The organism is Streptomyces sp. CA-251247 (assembly GCF_050952975.1).
Classification (GTDB): Bacteria; Actinomycetota; Actinomycetes; order Streptomycetales; family Streptomycetaceae; genus Streptomyces; species Streptomyces achmelvichensis.
Genome location: NZ_CP191861.1, coordinates 4,836,915 through 4,852,942, shown reverse-complemented (window position 1 = coordinate 4,852,942; position 16,028 = coordinate 4,836,915). Strand labels below are relative to the sequence as shown.

The following is a 16,028-nucleotide window of genomic DNA, read 5'->3' as shown; positions in this document are numbered from 1 at the left end:
CACAACCTGGCGAAGGTGTGTGTAGCAGGGCCGGAGGGACTTGAACCCCCAACCGCTGGTTTTGGAGACCAGTGCTCTACCAATTGAGCTACGACCCTTTGTGGTTTCCCCAACCTACCGCATCCGCAGACGTGGTCGGTGTGGGCCAACGACGAGTGAGTGTACGTGGTCAGGGGCCCCGCGTCGAACAGATAGCTCCGGAGCGGTTCCTGTCCGCTACGCGAAACACGTGTGCCGGGTGCGTTTGCCGTCTGGGACGATGGCCGTATGAGCGCTGCAACCCCTCCGACCGAGCGCCGGGTCTCCGCCCGCATCGGTGCGATCTCCGAGTCCGCCACCCTCGCCGTCGACGCCAAGGCCAAGGCCCTCAAGGCCGCCGGGCGTCCGGTGATCGGCTTCGGCGCGGGTGAGCCCGACTTCCCCACGCCCGACTACATCGTCGAGGCTGCGATCGAGGCCTGCCGCAACCCGAAGTACCACCGCTATACGCCCGCCGGCGGTCTGCCCGAGCTGAAGAAGGCCATCGCCGACAAGACGCTGCGGGATTCCGGTTACACCGTGGACCCCGCGCAGATCCTGGTGACCAACGGCGGCAAGCAGGCGATCTACGAGGCGTTCGCGGCGATCCTGGACCCGGGTGACGAGGTCATCGTCCCCGCTCCGTACTGGACGACGTACCCCGAGTCGATCCGGCTCGCGGGCGGCGTCCCGGTCGAGGTGGTGGCCGACGAGACGACCGGTTACCGGGTCTCCGTCGAGCAGCTGGAGGCCGCGCGCACCGAGCGCACGAAGGTCGTCCTGTTCGTCTCCCCGTCCAACCCGACCGGCGCCGTCTACAGCCGCGAGGACTCCGAGGCCATCGGCCGCTGGGCCGTCGAGCACGGCTTGTGGGTGATGACGGACGAGATCTACGAGCACCTGGTGTACGGCGACGCCACCTTCTCCTCGCTGCCCGCGCTGGTTCCCGAGCTGCGCGACAAGTGCATCGTCGTCAACGGTGTGGCCAAGACCTATGCCATGACCGGCTGGCGTGTGGGGTGGATTCTCGGTCCGAAGGACGTGGTCAAGGCCGCGACCAACCTCCAGTCGCACGCGACGTCCAACGTGTCCAACGTCGCCCAGATCGCGGCGCTGGCCGCGGTGTCCGGCAGCCTGGACGCGGTGGCCGAGATGCGCACCGCCTTCGACCGCCGCCGGCAGACGATCGTGCGGATGCTCAACGAGATCGACGGCGTGGTCTGCCCGGAGCCGGAGGGCGCGTTCTACGTGTACCCGTCGGTGAAGGGGCTGCTGGGCAAGGAGATCCGCGGACAGCGGCCGAAGTCGTCGGTGGAGCTGGCGGCGCTGATCCTGGACGAGGCCGAGGTCGCGGTCGTTCCGGGCGAGGCCTTCGGTACGCCGGGCTACCTGCGGCTTTCCTACGCGCTGGGCGACGAGGACCTGGTGGAGGGCGTCTCCCGCCTCCAGAAGCTCCTCGCGGAAGCGCGCGACTGACCTTCGCTGTCGCGACAAGCGGGTCCGGGCTGCTGCCCGGGCCCGCTTCTTCGTTCGGGCAAGGCCACGATCAGGGAAAGGGGCTGCCCGGACAGGGCGAGGTGCGGCAAGATCCTGGAATGCTGGACTTTTCCGAGGGACACTCCCCGAACCCCCCTCCCGTACGAGATGTGAGCCTGCTGCCCAAGGCGCATCTGCACCTGCACTTCACCGGCTCGATGCGGCCCGGCACCCTGCTCGAACTGGCCGACAAGTACGGCGTGCACCTGCCGGACGCACTGACCGGCGGCGAGCCGCCGAAGCTGCGGGCCACCGACGAGCGCGGGTGGTTCCGCTTCCAGCGGCTCTACGACATGGCGCGGTCCTGTCTGCGCTCCCCCGAGGACATCCAGAGACTGGTGCGCGAGGCCGCCGAGGAGGACGTCCGGGACGGCTCCGGCTGGCTGGAGATCCAGGTCGACCCCACCTCGTACGCCCCGATGCTGGGCGGACTGATCCCCGCGCTGGAGATCATCCTGGACGCGGTGGACAGCGCGGCGCGGGAGACCGGGCTCGGGATGCGCGTGCTGGTGGCCGCGAACCGTATGAAACACCCGCTGGACGCGCGGACGCTCGCCCGGCTGGCCGTGCGGTACGCCGACCGCGGGGTGGTGGGTTTCGGGCTCTCCAACGACGAACGCCGGGGCATGGCACGGGACTTCGACCGCGCCTTCGCGATCGCGCGGGAGGGCGGACTGCTGGCGGCGCCGCACGGCGGCGAGCTGTCGGGCCCGGCGTCCGTACGCGACTGCCTGGACGACCTGGACGCCTCCCGCGTCGGCCACGGGGTCCGGGCGGCGGAGGATCCCCGGCTGCTGCGCAAGCTCGCCGAGCGCGGGATCACCTGCGAGGTGTGCCCGTCCTCCAACGTGGCGCTGGGGGTGTACGAGAAGCCCTCGGACGTACCGCTGCGGACGCTGTACGACGCGGGCGTACCGATGGCGCTCGGCGCGGACGACCCGCTGCTCTTCGGCTCGCGCCTGGCCGCCCAGTACGAGCTGGCCCGCAGGCACCACGGCTTCACCGACGAGGAGCTGGCGGAACTGGCCCGCCAGTCGGTGCGCGGCTCCGCCGCCCCGGCCGAGACCCAGCAGAAGCTGCTGACCGGGATCGACGACTGGCTGGCCGCCCCGGGGGCCTGAAGTCGGCCTCCCGCGGCGGTACTCGGACGGTCGTGCGGCGGGTGGAGGCGTGCGGCCTCCGGCGGTTCAGAGGCTGACGCCGACCGTCACCGGCTCGTTGACCAGCGTCACCCCGAAGGCCTCGCGCACCCCGGCCACGACCTCGCGGGCGAGCGCCAGCAGGTCCTCGGTGGTGGCCTCGCCGCGGTTGGTGAGCGCGAGGGTGTGCTTCGTGGAGATGCGGGCGGGGCCCGTGCCGTAGCCCTTGGTGAAGCCGGCCTTGTCGATCAGCCAGGCGGCCGACGTCTTCGTGCGGCCGTCACCCGCCGGATACGCGGGCGGGGCGGTCTCGTCGCCGAGGCGCTCGCGGACGCGGTCGAGGAAGGCGGCGTACTGGCCGGCCTCCAGGATCGGGTTGGTGAAGAAGGACCCGGCCGACCAGGTGTCGTGGTCCTCGGGGTCCAGGACCATGCCCTTGCCCGCGCGCAGGCCGAGGACGGCTCGGCGGACCTCCGCGAGCTCCTTGCGGTCACCGGGCTCCACACCGAGCACGCGGGCGGTCTCCGCGTACTTCAGAGGGGCGCTCAGGCCTTCCGCATCCTCCAGTTCGAAGCGGACGCGCAGCACGACGTAGCGCTCGGGGTGCTCCTTGAAACGGCTGTGACGGTAGGAGAAGGCGCACTCGGCGTTGGAGAGGGTGACCGCCTCACCGCTGCTGCGGTCGTAGGCGACGACCTCGGTGATGGTCGAGGAGACCTCCTGGCCGTACGCGCCGACGTTCTGGATGGGGGTCGCGCCGGCCGAGCCGGGGATGCCGGCCAGGCACTCGATGCCCGCGAGTCCCGCATCGACGGTGCGGGCGACCGCCTCGGTCCAGACCTCACCGGCGGCGAGCTCCAGCTGGTTGCCCTCCAGCCGGAAGCCCTCGGTCGCGATGCGCAGCGCCGTACCGTCGAAGCCCTTGTCGCCGATGACGAGGTTGCTGCCGCCGCCGATGATCAGCAGCGGGGTGCCCGCCGTGTCCGCCGCACGTACGGCGGCGATCACCTCGTCGTCGGTCGTGGCCGTGACGAGCCGGGTGGCGGGGCCGCCGAGCCGGAAGGTGGTCAGGGGGGCGAGGGGAGCGTCGTGGAGTTCCTGCACGGGGACAAGGGTACGGTCCGTGGCCGCGCCGCTCGGCGGGGCCACGGACCGGGGGTGGGTACGGCAGGAGGCACGGGTCACGCGACGGCCGGGGTCGGGTGCGTGCGCCCGGCGGCCGCGGTCACGCCACGGCCGGCTCCCGCTCCTTGAGATCCGGCGCCGTCTCCCCCACGGGCCCGCCCGAGCGCCCGCGGCCCGGGATCATCAGCGCGATCACCGCGGCGAGTGCGACGGCCGCTGCGCCGATCCACAGCGCCGGGACGGTGCCGTCGCTGAACGCGTCGGGGGTCTCGTACCCGCCCTGGGCGGCGAAGACCGCACCCAGCACCGCGACACCGAGCGCCCCGCCGACCTCGCGCAGGGCGTTGTTGGCGCCCGAGGCGATGCCCTGCTCGCCCGGGCTGACGCTGGACATGACCACGCTGGCGGCGGGGGCGAAGTACATCGCCATGCCGACGCCGCTGAGGATCAGGCCGGGAAGCTGGGCCGCGTACGACACCCCCGGCTCCAGGACCATGGCGAACAGACCGAGGCCGACCGCCTGGAGGGCCAGACCGGTGGCGACGACGGGCCGGCCGCCGATCCGGTCGGAGAGGTATCCGGCGATGGGCGCGACGATCAGCGGCATTCCGGTCCAGGGGAGCATCCGCAGTCCGGCCTCGGTGGGCGAGTAGCCGACCACGCCCTGGAGGAACTGGCTGAGCAGGAATATCGATCCGAACATGCCGAGGAACATCAGCAGGGAGGCGATGTTGATCCCGAAGAAGGCACGGTCACGGAAGAGGCGCATGGGGAGCATGGGGTTCTTGGCGATCATGCCGTGGCGTATGAACACCAGGATCAGCACCGTGCCCACGATCAGCCCGGTCAGGATCGGGAAGCTGCTCCAGCCGTCCGCCTGCCCGTTGACGAGTGCGTAGACGATGCCGAACAGGCCGCCGCTGACGAGCAGGGTGCCGGGGACGTCGAGCCGGGCGTTCGGCGCGTACGACTCGTCGAGACGCAGCCGGGCGAGCGGCAGCAGGGCGATCCCGATCGGCACGTTCAGCCAGAAGATCCACTGCCAGGAAATGTGTTCGGTGAGGCTGCCGCCGATGAGCGGCCCGCTGGCGACGGCGAGACCGGTCACGGCGCCGAATATGCCGAGTGCGGCTCCGCGTCGCGCGGCGGGGACGGCGGCCGTGAGCAGCGTGAGGGTGAGCGGCATCATGACGGCCGCGCCGACGCCCTGCACGGCCCGGGCGGCGATGAGGGAGTCGATGCCGGGCGCGAGCGCTGCCGCGGCCGAGGCGCCGGTGAAGATCGCGAGGCCGGCCATGAACAGCCGGCGGCGGCCGAACCGGTCGCCGAGCGCCGCGCCGAACATCAGCAGGACGGCGAAGGTGAGGGTGTACGCGCTCACCGTCCACTCGAGGTCCTCCAGCGCCCCGCCGAGATCCTCGCGGATGGACGGCAGAGCGGTGGTGACGACGAGATTGTCGAGTGCCGCCATGAAGCCGGCGACGCTGGTGATGACAAGCGCCCAGACGGCGGAACCGCCCCGGACGGACTGCTGGCCCATAACTCCCCCACTGGATTAGTTATTGATTACTAACTTTTAGGGACAGACGTCACCCCGGCACAGGGCGAGGCATCCGTCACCGGCGAACAGCATCCAGCTCGGCCATGTTGAGCCCGGACCACACCCGGTGATCCCGGGGAAAGCCCAACGCCACCAGCACGCAGATCAGCATTCCGCAGCCCGCGAAGTCGGCCGTGTCGCGTGCTCCCCCCAGCGCGACATGCGCCTGGTCCCAGATCTCCGCCCAGGCGGCCCGGATCGCGTCCCCGAATTCGTGATCGCCCGCCGCTTCGGCCGAGGCCACCGCGACATAGGTCTGCATCTGCATCAGCAGCTGCTCCCGGTCGTCGATCAGCCCCATGTACGCCGCGGCCATCGCCTCCTTGGGCGTGACGTCCGACCGCACCTCCAGAGCATCGGCCAGCGCCCTGGGCGTCTCTTCGAGGCAGCGCTGCGCCGCGGCGAGGAACAGCTCCCTCTTGTTCTTGAAGAGACGGAAGAGATACGGCTGCGAGACGCCGACCCGCTTGGCGATCGCCTCGGTGGAGGTGCCGTGGTAGCCACCCAGCGCGAACTCCGAGATCGCCGCACGGATGACGCTCTCGCGTCGCTCTTCTGCGCTCATCCTGACCATGCGAGCAAAGTTAGTGACCAATCACTAGCTTGGCAAGCAGTGAGGGACATCACGTACGAAAACGCGGAGCGTGACATGGCGAGGGGCGCCCGCGGTCGCGAGCGCCCCTCGTATGTCCTCTGCTGCGTACCGGAGATCAGGCCAGCTGAACGACGGCGCGGGACATGCTCAGCACCTTCTCGCCCTCGCTGATGGCGACCAGGTCCACCCGCACCCGCTTGTCGTCCAGCAGCGCCGAGACCTTGCCACTGACCTCGATCAGCGCGCCCTTCTCGTCGTTCGGCACGACGACGGGCCTGGTGAAGCGGACTCCGTACTCGACGACCGCGCCCGGGTCGCCGACCCAGTCCGTCACCACGCGGACCGCCTCGGCCATGGTGAACATGCCGTGCGCGATCACATCGGGCAGCCCGACCTCGGTCGCGAACTTCTCGTTCCAGTGGATCGGGTTGAAGTCCCCCGAGGCACCCGCGTACTGCACCAGCGTCGCCCGGGTCACCGGGAAGCTCTGCGCCGGCAGTTCGGTGCCGACCTCGACGTCCGCGTAAGAGATCTTCGCCGTCATCACGCCTCCTCGGCGGCGCGCGCCACCAGCTTCGTCCACGCGGTCACCACGTGCTCGCCGGTCTCGTCGTGCACCTCGCCGCGGACTTCCACGACGTCGTTGCCCGCAAGGGACTTGATGCTCTCGATGGTCGACACGACGGTCAGCCGGTCGCCCGCCCGCACCGGCCGGGTGTACGCGAATCGCTGGTCGCGGTGCACCACACGCGAGTAGTCCAGGCCCAGCTGCGGATCCGCGACGACGTCCTCCGCGGCCCGGAAGGTGATCGCGAAGGCGAACGTCGGCGGAGCGATCACATCGGCGTGCCCGAGCGCCTTCGCGGCCTCCGGGTCGGTGTACGCGGCATTGGCGTCGCCCACCGCCTCGGCGAACTCGCGGATCTTTTCCCGGCCGACCTCATAGGACGAGGTGGGCGGATAGGACCGCCCCACGAAGGACTGGTCGAGCGCCATGGACTGGCTCCCTCCTGACAGATTGACCATACAAACGACACGAGGCCGCCCCCGAGTGGGGACGGCCTCGTATACGAGCCTGATTCAGCGCGTTTCGCGGTGCGCCGTGTGCGAGTTGCAGCGCGGGCAGTGCTTCTTCATCTCAAGACGGTCCGGGTTGTTACGCCGGTTCTTCTTGGTGATGTAGTTCCGCTCCTTGCACTCCACGCAGGCCAGCGTGATCTTCGGGCGGACGTCGGTGGCAGCCACGTGAGTGCTCCTTGGACGGACTATTGGACGGATGAACGCATAAAAGAGTAGCCGATCGAAGGACCGACCCCGCAATCGGCTACTGTGTGTAGCGGTGACCGGACTTGAACCGGTGACACAGCGATTATGAGCCGCTTGCTCTACCGACTGAGCTACACCGCTGCGATACCGGATCCCCTCGCCCGGAGGCGAGGATCACCGACATCAGAGCCCCAATACGGAATCGAACCGTAGACCTTCTCCTTACCATGGAGACGCTCTACCGACTGAGCTATTGGGGCGAGCGATGAAGACATTACACGGTCTCTCGCCGTTCGCCCAAATCCGTTTCGTGGCCCCCTGTCCGGCCTCCGACCCGCCGCGCGGACAGCTCTGAGCGGGTGTGAGACGCGGACCTCGCCCCGCCCGTCCCGTACGCCACACGAGGCCACTCCAGTACGACTATTGCGCTCCTCCTCGAAGCGCGGTCGGTGCGCCCCTAGGCTCGAGCACACGCTGCGTGATCATGCCTCTCCGTCCCGCGGCCCGAGCCCCACCGCCCCACACAGGAGCGCGATGCCCGACAGCCAGCCGCAGCCCTCCGACGGCGCCACCGCTGACACCGCCGCGCTGCTGCTGTGCGGCGCCAGGCTGACCGACGGCCGCATCGTCGACGTACGGCTCAGCCGCGGGCTCATCGAGGCGGTCGGCACGGCAGGCAGCCTCACCGCGCACTCCTCCCGCGTCGATCTCAGCGGCTATCTCCTGCTGCCCGCACCGGCCGAGGCGCACGGCCACGGCGACACCGCCCTCACCGCGGACTCCCCCGGCCCCGTCTCGTACGAGACCGAGGATGTCCAGCGGCGGGCCACCGAAGCCGCGTTGCTCCAGCTCGGGCACGGGGCGACGGCACTGCGCTCGCATGTACGCATCGGAGACGTGCAGGGACTCGGCCCGCTGGAGGCGGTGCTCCAGGCTCGGCGTTCGCTGCGCGGGCTCACCGATCTGACGGCCGTCGCCGTCCCCCGGCTGCTCACCGGCACGGCGGGCGCGGACGGGCTGGCGATGCTGCGGGACGCGGTGAAGATGGGCGCGGGCGTGGTGGGCGGCTGCCCGGACGCCGACCCCGACCCGAGCGGGTACGCGGAAGCCGTCCTGGAGGTCGCGGCCGAACACGGCTGCCCGGTCGACCTGCACACCCACGGCGACGACCCCGCCCGGCTGACCCGGCTGGCGGCGATGGCGGGCGGGCTGCGGCCCGGCGTGGTGATCGGGCCGTGCGCGGGACTCACCCGGCTGCCGCGCGACATCGCCTCCCGGGCCGCCGACCAGCTCGCGGCCGCGGGCGTGACCGTCGTCTGTCTGCCGCAGGGCGGCTGCGCCGCCGTGGAACAGCGCGGCAACGCGCCGGTCCGGCTGCTCCGCGCCGCCGGCGTCCGGGTGGCCGCCGGCGGCGGGACGCTGCGGGACGTCTCGAACCCGGTGGGCCGCGGCGATCCGCTGGAACCCGCGTATCTGCTGGCCTCTCAGGGCGGAATGCGCCCGCAGGAGGCGTACGGGACGGTGTCGGCCGACGCACGCGAGGCGATGGGCCTGCCGGAGGTACGGGTGGAGGCCGGCTTCCCCGCCGAACTGCTCGCGGTACGCGGCGAACGGCTCTCCGGCGTGCTGTCACTCGCCTACAGCCGGATCGTCATCCACCGGGGGCGGGTGGTCGCGCGGACGAGCGCGGTGCGGGAGTACTGCGACTCGGCGGTGGCGGTCGCGCTCGAACTGCCCCGGCAGGGGCGGTCGGACACCTGCCCGTGAACGGGGGGCGTGTGCCTTTGCGGGCGGGTGGCCATGGACGGCCGGTGGATATTGCGGGCGGGTCGGCGGCGTGCGGCGGGTGCGTGTTGCGCGCGGGTCGGCCGCGGGCGGCCGGTGCGTGTTGCGCGCGGGTCGGCCGCGTGCGGCCGGTGAGTGTTGCGCGGGTCGGCCGCGTGCGGCGGCGGCTGTCCGTGTGAGCTGCCGGCCGGCGGCTTCCGCGTGAGCTGACCGCGTGCGGACCGTGTCTGTCCGTGCGCGCGAGGGGCGCATCGGACGTACCGTCGTACTCATGCGCATTGTCATCGCAGGAGGACACGGTCAGATCGCCCTGCGCCTGGAGCGGCTGCTCTCGGCGCGCGGACACGAGCCGGTGGGCCTCATCCGCAAACCGGAATACGCCGACGACCTGCGGGATGCGGGAGCCGAACCGGTCCTGCTGGACCTGGAGTCGGCCTCGGTCGACGAGGTGGCCGAGGTCCTCAAGGGCGCGGACGGCGCGGTCTTCGCGGCGGGCGCCGGCCCGGGCAGCAGCGTGGACCGCAAGTACACGGTGGACCGGGACGCGGCAGTGCTGCTCGCGGACGCGGCGGAACGCGCGGGCGCGCGGCGGTTCGTCGTGGTGTCGTCGATGGGCGCGGACCCTCAGCACGCGGGTGACGACGTCTTCGACCACTACCTGCGGGCGAAGGGCGAGGCGGACGCGTACGTCAGCTCCCGCACCGGCCTGGACTGGACGATCCTGCGACCGGGTTCGCTGACGAACGACGCCGGCACGGGCCTGGTCCAGCTGGCACCGTCGACGGGCCGCGGGCCGATCCCACGGGACGATGTGGCGGCGGTCCTCGCGGAGTTGCTGGAGACCCCGGGCACGGCCAAGCAGACGCTGGAGCTCATCGGCGGCACGGTTCCGGTGATCGAGGCAGTGAAGGCGGTCGCGGGCCGCTGAGCGTCCGGCGGCCCTGTCCCGTTCCGCATCCCGTTCCGCTTCCGGTCCGCGGAAGCCGATGAATCCGCCTCCAGTGGACAGTCGTTGATGTCATGAGGAAAGACATGCCTGAGATTCAACCCGCGGTTGTCGAGCTCGAGGAGCAGCCGTACGTGTTCATCCGCGGTTCCGTGCGGATGGACTCCTTCGCCGCGATCGCCGACCGGCTGGGCGAGTTGATCGCCTGGCTGACCGGCCAGGGCATCGAGTTCGCCGGTGCCCCCTTCTTCCGCTTCAACAGCATCGACATGGAAGGGGAGTCGGAGGTCGAGGCCGGTCTGCCCGTCGACTCCCTGCCGGAGCCCGAGGGCGACATCAGGGTCGGAATGCTGCCCGGGGGCCGCTACGCGACCGTCACCCATGTCGGCCACCCGGACCAGCTGTTCGACGTCATCACGGCGCTGCGGGAGTGGGCCGGGCAGGAAGGCCTCGTCTGGGACATGAGGGAGGTGGGCGGCTCCGAGCTGTGGGGCTGCCGGCTGGAGTCGTATCTGACAGACCCGCGCGTCGAGCCGGACATGAACAAGTGGGAGATGGAGCTGGCCTTCCGGCTGGCCGACTGAGGCGGCCCGTCCGGCCCGAGCCGCCACCGGTCCGAAATCCGGTGGCGGGCCTGCCGGCTGCTCGTGAGGATGCGGCCATGCGCATCTTCCTGGAGACCGAACGGCTCGTCCTGCGTGCGTTCACCCAGGCCGACGAGGACAGCCTGCTGGACCTGGACAACGATCCCGCCGTGATGCGCTTCATCAACGGCGGCCGTCCGACGAGCCGCGAGGCGATCCGGGAACAGACGCTGCCCCGGCTGCTCCACGAATACCCCTGCTTCGGCGCCCGCGGCTACTGGGCGGCTGAGGAGAAGGCCACGGGGACCTTCCTGGGCTGGTTCGCCTTCCGTCCGCTGTCGGACGACAGCCCCGCCGTCGTCGAACTCGGCTACCGCCTGAACACCTCGGCCTGGGGCACCGGCTACGCCACGGAGGGCTCGCGCGCCCTGATCCGGAAGGGGTTCACGGACCTCGGGGTGGAGCGGGTGACCGCGAACACCATGACCGTCAACGCGCGGTCCCGCCGGGTGATGGAGAAGGCCGGCCTGTCGTACGTCCGCAGCTTCACCGAGGACTGGCCGGATGTGATCGAGGGGTCGGAGCACGGCGATGTCGAGTACGAACTGACCCGCGCGGAATGGGAGCGGCAGGCCGTTCGGTAGGGCTGTGCCCGGCTGTACACCGCTGTCCCCGGCTGTGCCCGGCCGCTGCGGACGGCGGTGGCCGCGCACCGCGCGCGCTGTCACCCGTCCTCTGTTCTCGGGGACCTGTCAGCCGGGGGCTTCGACGTACGACGCGAGGTTGGCCAGCGAGGAGGCGATGCCTGCCTCGTGATCCCCTTGGTCGATGCCGGGTGGCACGTCCGTGGCGGTGACGGTCACCTCGGTCCCGTCACCGGCGGCAGTGAGATCCCAGGTCATCGTCATGGTGCCCGCGTACGCCGGGTCGTCGGCCTCGAAGACCGCCGTCTGCACCACACGCTCCGACGGCACCAGCTCGGCGAACCCGACGTCGACGACATCCGTCGCGTCCGAGGTCTTGCCGGGGCTGTCGGCGGGGTCGAGGTAGGTGAGGACCATCCGGAACCCGCCGCCGGGCCGGGGATCCCACTGCTCGATCCGCCCGCGCATACCGTCCGGCGGCAGCCAGGCTTCGAGGGACTCCCGGTCGAGGAGGGCACCGTAGACGGTCGCCTCGGGGGCTGCGATCACACGACTGCCACGGTCGGTCCGACTCATGGCCCGATCCTAGGAGGAAGGAGAGCCGGCCGGAGGTCTGTCGCCTTCGACCGGGCCGGCGAAGAGAGCACGGGTCCGGTGCAGTTCGGGCCGGAGAGTCCCGTCCATGGCCTGTCCCCGACTGCGGGGTGGTGAGCGCGACCGGGCCAGCGCGGGACGGCCCCGCCAGGGGTGAACGACGATGGCCCCTGGCCTGCGTTTCCGCAGATCAGGGGCCATCACTTCGCGTGGCGGCGCCAGGATTCGAACCTGGGTAGGCTAAGCCGACGGATTTACAGTCCGCTCCCATTGGCCACTCGGGCACACCGCCATGGGATGTCGCCTCAGGAGGGCCGCTTGTTCGGCGGTGCTCCGTGGCAACGACGTAAACGATACCTGATGCCCGGGGGTGCTCCGCCACCGGATTGATCAGCGCTCGGGGCGGGTGCGGGTGGCTAGGCTTGCCCGTGCGGTTCGGGGATTCCGGCCGCTCCTCCACGCACCCGATACAAGGAGCCACAGGACATGGCCGACTCCAGTTTCGACATCGTCTCGAAGGTCGAGCGGCAGGAGGTCGACAACGCCCTCAACCAGGCCGCCAAGGAGATCTCTCAGCGCTACGACTTCAAGAACGTCGGGGCTTCGATCGCCTGGTCCGGCGAGAAGATCCTCATGCAGGCGAACTCCGAGGAGCGGGTCACGGCCATCCTCGACGTCTTCCAGTCCAAGCTGGTCAAGCGCGGGATCTCGCTGAAGGCGCTGGACGCGGGCGAGCCGCAGCTGTCCGGCAAGGAGTACAAGATCTTCGCCTCCATCGAGGAGGGCATCTCGCAGGAGAACGCCAAGAAGGTCGCGAAGATCATCCGTGACGAGGGCCCCAAGGGCGTCAAGGCTCAGGTCCAGGGCGAGGAGCTGCGCGTCAGCTCCAAGAGCCGGGACGACCTTCAGGCAGTGCAGGCGCTGCTGAAGGGGCAGGACTTCGACTTCGCCCTTCAGTTCGTGAACTACCGCTGACCACGGGTGCTCGCCGGGCGGACCGGGGGCGGAGCGGCCGGACCGCTCCTCCCCCGCCTCGTCCGGGCGGGCGTGCAGGGCCGGGACGCAAGCGGCGGGCGGGGTCGCGGCGCGAGAGACGGTGGGGACCGCTGTGCGAGACGCGGTCGGGGCGGGGCCGCGGCGCGGGCGTCGAGAGCTCGGGCGGGCGGGTCGGGAGCTCGGGCGGGCGCCTGGCGTGACGTCCGAATCCCGCCAGCTTCGGCCGTCCCGGCGGCGCAGACTCGTAGGCGTAGGACGCAGAACATGCCGCGAGGAAAGGACAGGGCCATGACCGCCACGACGGTCTACACGACCATCGACAGCCCGCTGGGCGAACTGCTGCTGGTCGGCGAGGAGTCGGCGACGGCGAACGGCGGCATCGCGCTCGCCTCCCTCTCCCTGCCGGAGCAGAAGGGCGGCGCCGTCGTCCTGGACGGCTGGCGGCACGATCCCGTCGCCTTCGAGGAGATCGGCCGCCAGCTGACCGCGTACTTCGACGGCAGCCTCACCCACTTCGACATCGAGTACGTGGACGGCGGCACGGAGTTCCAGCGGCGGGTGTGGGCAGCGCTGGAGGAGATTCCGTACGGGGCGACGGCGACGTACGCGGATATCGCTTCCCGTGTCGGTACGTCGCGGGTCGGCGTGCGGGCTGTGGGTACCGCGATCGGGCGCAATCCGCTGCTGGTCGTCCGGCCGTGCCACCGGGTGATCGGCTCGGACGGAGCGCTGCGCGGCTACGCCGCCGGAGTGGAGCGCAAGGAACGGCTCCTCGGTCTCGAGGGCGCGCCGGCGTCGTGAGCGGCGCGGCCCTGTTCCCCAGGGACCCGGCTGTGGTCGCGCCCGGCGCGGTGCATGTGCCGGGGTGGCTGACGCCGGAAGGCCAGCGGGAACTGGTGGAGGCGTGCCGGTCCTGGGCGCGCGGCCCCGTCCCGCTCCGGCACACCGCGCTGCCGGGCGGGGGCGTCATGTCGGTGCAGACGGTGTGTCTCGGCTGGCACTGGCAGCCGTACCGCTACACCCGCACGGCGGACGATGTGAACGGTGCCCGGGTCGCCCCGTTCCCGAGCTGGCTGGTCGAGCTGGGCCGTACCGCTGTGCAGGCGGCGTACGGCGAGGGCGGTGCGTACGGCCAGGACGGCGCAGAGGGCGGTGACGTGGCGACATGCACCGGGTACACCCCCGACACCGCGCTCATCAACTTCTACGACGGCTCGGCGCGGATGGGGATGCACCAGGACAAGGAGGAGCGGTCCGCTGCGCCGGTGGTGTCGCTGAGCATCGGCGACACCTGCGTGTTCCGCTTCGGCAACACCGAGACGCGGGGCCGCCCTTACCACGATGTGGAGCTGGTCTCCGGCGATCTGTTCGTCTTCGGCGGGCCGGCACGTTTCGCGTACCACGGGGTGCCGAAGGTGTACCCGGGCACGGCCGACCCCGCGACGGGTATGAGCAGCGGGCGGCTGAACATCACCCTGCGGGAGACGGGCCTGCCCGACTGAGGCTTCGGCTCCGTGGCACGGCCGTCGACAGGTCGGCGCGAGCGCGGGCTCGGACCGTGGCACGCCCCGCCGGCGGGTCAGCGCGAGCGCGAGTGGCCGAACAGCAGCCGGTAGACGATCAGCAGCACGAGCGATCCGCCGATCGCGGCGGCCCAGGTCGGCCCGTCGTAGAACTCGTTGCTGATCGACCGGTCCAGGAAGCGGGCCGATATCCAGCCGCCGAGGAACGCTCCCGCGACGCCTATGAGCGTGGTGCCGATCAGGCCGCCCGGGTCGCGGCCCGGCAGCAGGATCTTGGCTATGGCCCCGGCGAGCAGTCCGAGGATGATCCAGCCGATGATGCTCATGCCGTGACCTGCCTTTCGTACGGTGGTGTTCTCGAAGACGTCCCGCCGTCGGGCCGCGGTTGCAGAGATCCGTAAGGTGCGGCACATGACACAGCAGCTGAGACGGTCGCTCGGCTTGTCCGATGCCGTGGTGATCGGCCTGGGGTCGATGGTCGGGGCGGGCATTTTCGCCGCGCTGGGCCCGGCGGCACAGGCCGCCGGCTCAGGGCTGCTGCTGGGACTGGCGCTGGCTGCTGCCGTGGCGTACTGCAATGCGATGTCGTCCGCGCGGCTGGCCGCTCGCTACCCGGCGTCGGGCGGGACCTATGTGTACGGACGTGAGCGGCTCGGCGAGTTCTGGGGCTATCTGGCGGGCTGGGCGTTCATCGTCGGAAAGACGGCCTCGTGTGCGGCCATGGCGCTGACGGTGGGGACATACGCCTGGCCGGATCAGGCGCATGCGGTGGCGGTCGCCGCGGTGGTCGCCCTGACGGCCGTGAACTACACCGGTGTTCAGAAATCGGCGCTGCTGACACGGGTGATCGTCGCGGTCGTGCTGGCTGTCCTGGCGGCGGTCGTTGTCTCCTCTCTCACGTCGGCCTCGGCCGACTTCGGGCGTCTCGGTGTGAAGGCGGATGTCTCGGCGGGCGGTGTGCTCCAGGCGGCCGGCCTGCTGTTCTTCGCGTTCGCGGGGTACGCCCGGATCGCCACGCTCGGCGAGGAGGTGCGCGATCCGGCGCGGACGATCCCGCGCGCGGTCCCGCTGGCGCTCGGCATCGCTCTGGTCGTCTATGCGTGTGTGGCGGTCTCGGTCCTTTCCGTTCTGGGCGCTGGTGAGTTGGGGCGGGCCACCGCTCCGCTCGCGGAGGCGGCGCGGGCCGCGGACGCGCAGTGGCTCGTACCGGTGGTGCGGGTGGGTGCCGTGGTGGCGGCGCTCGGGTCGTTGCTCTCGCTGATTCTCGGCGTCTCACGAACGACGCTGGCCATGGCACGGGACGGCCACCTGCCGACCGCTCTGGCGGCCGTGCACCCGCGCTTCCAGGTGCCCCACCGGGCGGAGTTGGCGGTGGGAGCCGTCGTCACGGTGGTGGCGGCGACGGCCGATGTGCGGGGTGCCATCGGGTTCTCGTCGTTCGCCGTGCTCATGTACTACGCAATTGCCAACGCCTCGGCTTGGACGCTCGGTTCCCGATGGCGAGTGCTCGCCATTCTGGGCTTCGCGGGCTGTGTGCTGCTCGCCTTCGCGCTGCCCCTGGCATCGGTGGTGTCCGGGGCGGCCGTCGTGGGGGCGGGCGCGCTCGTCCACGGAATGCGTCGCCGCAGCTGAGGCGCCGGGGCGCACCGCCTGTGCGATGACGAGCGCCTGACGGTG

General features: G+C 70.8%; 18 protein-coding genes and 4 tRNA genes. 10 read left to right on the top strand and 12 right to left on the bottom strand.

The window, feature by feature from the left end:
* Nucleotides 1-25 precede the first annotated feature (25 nt).
* A tRNA-Trp gene (locus tag ACQPWZ_RS21510) sits at nt 26-98 on the bottom strand.
* A 169-nt stretch (nt 99-267) separates the two neighbouring features.
* On the opposite strand from ACQPWZ_RS21510, the gene ACQPWZ_RS21505 reads away from it, so the two are divergent.
* The gene (locus ACQPWZ_RS21505) at nt 268-1,494 is read left to right on the top strand and encodes a pyridoxal phosphate-dependent aminotransferase (protein ID WP_433572166.1); all 1,227 of its coding nucleotides are present in this window, start codon (nt 268-270) and stop codon (nt 1,492-1,494) included.
* Nucleotides 1,495-1,613: 119 nt separating this feature from the next.
* A complete protein-coding gene (locus tag ACQPWZ_RS21500; RefSeq protein ID WP_340474748.1) occupies nt 1,614-2,675 on the top strand; it encodes an adenosine deaminase in 1,062 nt (353 codons plus the stop codon).
* Nucleotides 2,676-2,741: 66 nt separating this feature from the next.
* On the opposite strand, the gene ACQPWZ_RS21495 is transcribed toward ACQPWZ_RS21500, so the two are convergent.
* The 8 genes from ACQPWZ_RS21495 to ACQPWZ_RS21460 form a co-directional block, all read right to left on the bottom strand.
* Nucleotides 2,742-3,842, bottom strand: coding sequence for a UDP-N-acetylmuramate dehydrogenase (locus ACQPWZ_RS21495; protein ID WP_433572165.1), 1,101 nt, complete (start codon nt 3,840-3,842; stop codon nt 2,742-2,744).
* A 76-nt stretch (nt 3,843-3,918) separates the two neighbouring features.
* Nucleotides 3,919-5,358, bottom strand: coding sequence for an MFS transporter (locus ACQPWZ_RS21490; protein WP_340474746.1), 1,440 nt, complete (start codon nt 5,356-5,358; stop codon nt 3,919-3,921).
* A 76-nt stretch (nt 5,359-5,434) separates the two neighbouring features.
* The gene (locus ACQPWZ_RS21485) at nt 5,435-5,992 is read right to left on the bottom strand and encodes a TetR/AcrR family transcriptional regulator (RefSeq protein ID WP_356701045.1); all 558 of its coding nucleotides are present in this window, start codon (nt 5,990-5,992) and stop codon (nt 5,435-5,437) included.
* A 136-nt stretch (nt 5,993-6,128) separates the two neighbouring features.
* Nucleotides 6,129-6,557: a MaoC family dehydratase gene (locus ACQPWZ_RS21480; protein WP_433572164.1), complete on the bottom strand. Its 429-nt coding sequence runs from the start codon at nt 6,555-6,557 to the stop codon at nt 6,129-6,131.
* On the bottom strand, nt 6,557-7,009 hold the full coding sequence (locus tag ACQPWZ_RS21475) for a MaoC family dehydratase N-terminal domain-containing protein (protein WP_340474743.1): 453 nt from the start codon (nt 7,007-7,009) through the stop codon (nt 6,557-6,559). Before ACQPWZ_RS21475 ends, ACQPWZ_RS21480 begins: the two co-directional genes overlap by 1 nt.
* Nucleotides 7,010-7,093: 84 nt before the next feature.
* Nucleotides 7,094-7,258, bottom strand: coding sequence for a 50S ribosomal protein L33 (gene rpmG, locus ACQPWZ_RS21470; protein WP_003956487.1), 165 nt, complete (start codon nt 7,256-7,258; stop codon nt 7,094-7,096).
* An 89-nt stretch (nt 7,259-7,347) separates the two neighbouring features.
* Nucleotides 7,348-7,420: transfer RNA gene (locus tag ACQPWZ_RS21465), tRNA-Met, on the bottom strand.
* A 46-nt stretch (nt 7,421-7,466) separates the two neighbouring features.
* Nucleotides 7,467-7,539, bottom strand: a tRNA-Thr gene (locus tag ACQPWZ_RS21460).
* 274 nt (nt 7,540-7,813) lie between these two features.
* On the opposite strand from ACQPWZ_RS21460, the gene ACQPWZ_RS21455 reads away from it, so the two are divergent.
* The 4 genes from ACQPWZ_RS21455 (at nt 7,814) to ACQPWZ_RS21440 (ending at nt 11,238) form a co-directional block, all read left to right on the top strand.
* On the top strand, nt 7,814-9,046 hold the full coding sequence (locus tag ACQPWZ_RS21455; RefSeq protein WP_340474738.1) for an amidohydrolase family protein: 1,233 nt from the start codon (nt 7,814-7,816) through the stop codon (nt 9,044-9,046).
* 289 nt (nt 9,047-9,335) lie between these two features.
* Complete coding sequence (locus ACQPWZ_RS21450) at nt 9,336-9,992, top strand: SDR family oxidoreductase (RefSeq protein WP_356701042.1); 657 nt, start codon at nt 9,336-9,338, stop codon at nt 9,990-9,992.
* 104 nt (nt 9,993-10,096) lie between these two features.
* Entirely contained in the window at nt 10,097-10,594 is a 498-nt protein-coding gene (locus ACQPWZ_RS21445; RefSeq protein ID WP_340474736.1) for a GyrI-like domain-containing protein, read from the top strand.
* Nucleotides 10,595-10,671: 77 nt separating this feature from the next.
* Nucleotides 10,672-11,238 (top strand): GNAT family N-acetyltransferase, encoded by a 567-nt coding sequence (locus ACQPWZ_RS21440; RefSeq protein ID WP_433572163.1) that lies wholly within the window; start codon nt 10,672-10,674, stop codon nt 11,236-11,238.
* A 108-nt stretch (nt 11,239-11,346) separates the two neighbouring features.
* On the opposite strand, the gene ACQPWZ_RS21435 is transcribed toward ACQPWZ_RS21440, so the two are convergent.
* Nucleotides 11,347-11,814, bottom strand: coding sequence for an SRPBCC family protein (locus ACQPWZ_RS21435; protein ID WP_405571976.1), 468 nt, complete (start codon nt 11,812-11,814; stop codon nt 11,347-11,349).
* Nucleotides 11,815-12,042: 228 nt separating this feature from the next.
* Nucleotides 12,043-12,124 (bottom strand) — tRNA-Tyr (locus ACQPWZ_RS21430).
* Nucleotides 12,125-12,318: 194 nt separating this feature from the next.
* Between ACQPWZ_RS21430 and ACQPWZ_RS21425 the strand changes: the two genes are divergently transcribed.
* The 3 genes from ACQPWZ_RS21425 to ACQPWZ_RS21415 all read left to right on the top strand — a co-directional run bounded on the left by ACQPWZ_RS21425 (nt 12,319) and on the right by ACQPWZ_RS21415 (nt 14,330).
* Nucleotides 12,319-12,807: a YajQ family cyclic di-GMP-binding protein gene (locus ACQPWZ_RS21425; RefSeq protein ID WP_313944715.1), complete on the top strand. Its 489-nt coding sequence runs from the start codon at nt 12,319-12,321 to the stop codon at nt 12,805-12,807.
* A 309-nt stretch (nt 12,808-13,116) separates the two neighbouring features.
* On the top strand, nt 13,117-13,629 hold the full coding sequence (locus ACQPWZ_RS21420; RefSeq protein WP_340474733.1) for a methylated-DNA--[protein]-cysteine S-methyltransferase: 513 nt from the start codon (nt 13,117-13,119) through the stop codon (nt 13,627-13,629).
* Complete coding sequence (locus ACQPWZ_RS21415; protein ID WP_433572162.1) at nt 13,626-14,330, top strand: alpha-ketoglutarate-dependent dioxygenase AlkB family protein; 705 nt, start codon at nt 13,626-13,628, stop codon at nt 14,328-14,330. Before ACQPWZ_RS21420 ends, ACQPWZ_RS21415 begins: the two co-directional genes overlap by 4 nt.
* Nucleotides 14,331-14,407: 77 nt before the next feature.
* Here ACQPWZ_RS21415 and ACQPWZ_RS21410 read toward each other — a convergent pair whose 3' ends face one another.
* Nucleotides 14,408-14,677 (bottom strand): GlsB/YeaQ/YmgE family stress response membrane protein, encoded by a 270-nt coding sequence (locus tag ACQPWZ_RS21410; protein WP_356701031.1) that lies wholly within the window; start codon nt 14,675-14,677, stop codon nt 14,408-14,410.
* Nucleotides 14,678-14,762: 85 nt separating this feature from the next.
* On the opposite strand from ACQPWZ_RS21410, the gene ACQPWZ_RS21405 reads away from it, so the two are divergent.
* Entirely contained in the window at nt 14,763-15,983 is a 1,221-nt protein-coding gene (locus ACQPWZ_RS21405; protein ID WP_433572161.1) for an APC family permease, read from the top strand.
* Nucleotides 15,984-16,028 lie beyond the last annotated feature (45 nt).

What these genes read in the sequence shown, in the direction of transcription:
- ACQPWZ_RS21505 (WP_433572166.1), top strand. Translation starts at nt 268, where the DNA reads ATGAGCGCTGCAACCCCTCCGACCGAGCGCCGGGTCTCCGCCCGCATC.
- ACQPWZ_RS21500 (WP_340474748.1), top strand. Translation starts at nt 1,614, where the DNA reads ATGCTGGACTTTTCCGAGGGACACTCCCCGAACCCCCCTCCCGTACGA.
- ACQPWZ_RS21490 (WP_340474746.1), bottom strand. Translation starts at nt 5,358, where the DNA reads ATGGGCCAGCAGTCCGTCCGGGGCGGTTCCGCCGTCTGGGCGCTTGTC.
- ACQPWZ_RS21485 (WP_356701045.1), bottom strand. Translation starts at nt 5,992, where the DNA reads ATGGTCAGGATGAGCGCAGAAGAGCGACGCGAGAGCGTCATCCGTGCG.
- ACQPWZ_RS21480 (WP_433572164.1), bottom strand. Translation starts at nt 6,557, where the DNA reads ATGACGGCGAAGATCTCTTACGCGGACGTCGAGGTCGGCACCGAACTG.
- ACQPWZ_RS21475 (WP_340474743.1), bottom strand. Translation starts at nt 7,009, where the DNA reads ATGGCGCTCGACCAGTCCTTCGTGGGGCGGTCCTATCCGCCCACCTCG.
- ACQPWZ_RS21455 (WP_340474738.1), top strand. Translation starts at nt 7,814, where the DNA reads ATGCCCGACAGCCAGCCGCAGCCCTCCGACGGCGCCACCGCTGACACC.
- ACQPWZ_RS21450 (WP_356701042.1), top strand. Translation starts at nt 9,336, where the DNA reads ATGCGCATTGTCATCGCAGGAGGACACGGTCAGATCGCCCTGCGCCTG.
- ACQPWZ_RS21445 (WP_340474736.1), top strand. Translation starts at nt 10,097, where the DNA reads ATGCCTGAGATTCAACCCGCGGTTGTCGAGCTCGAGGAGCAGCCGTAC.
- ACQPWZ_RS21440 (WP_433572163.1), top strand. Translation starts at nt 10,672, where the DNA reads ATGCGCATCTTCCTGGAGACCGAACGGCTCGTCCTGCGTGCGTTCACC.
- ACQPWZ_RS21435 (WP_405571976.1), bottom strand. Translation starts at nt 11,814, where the DNA reads ATGAGTCGGACCGACCGTGGCAGTCGTGTGATCGCAGCCCCCGAGGCG.
- ACQPWZ_RS21425 (WP_313944715.1), top strand. Translation starts at nt 12,319, where the DNA reads ATGGCCGACTCCAGTTTCGACATCGTCTCGAAGGTCGAGCGGCAGGAG.
- ACQPWZ_RS21420 (WP_340474733.1), top strand. Translation starts at nt 13,117, where the DNA reads ATGACCGCCACGACGGTCTACACGACCATCGACAGCCCGCTGGGCGAA.
- ACQPWZ_RS21410 (WP_356701031.1), bottom strand. Translation starts at nt 14,677, where the DNA reads ATGAGCATCATCGGCTGGATCATCCTCGGACTGCTCGCCGGGGCCATA.
- ACQPWZ_RS21405 (WP_433572161.1), top strand. Translation starts at nt 14,763, where the DNA reads ATGACACAGCAGCTGAGACGGTCGCTCGGCTTGTCCGATGCCGTGGTG.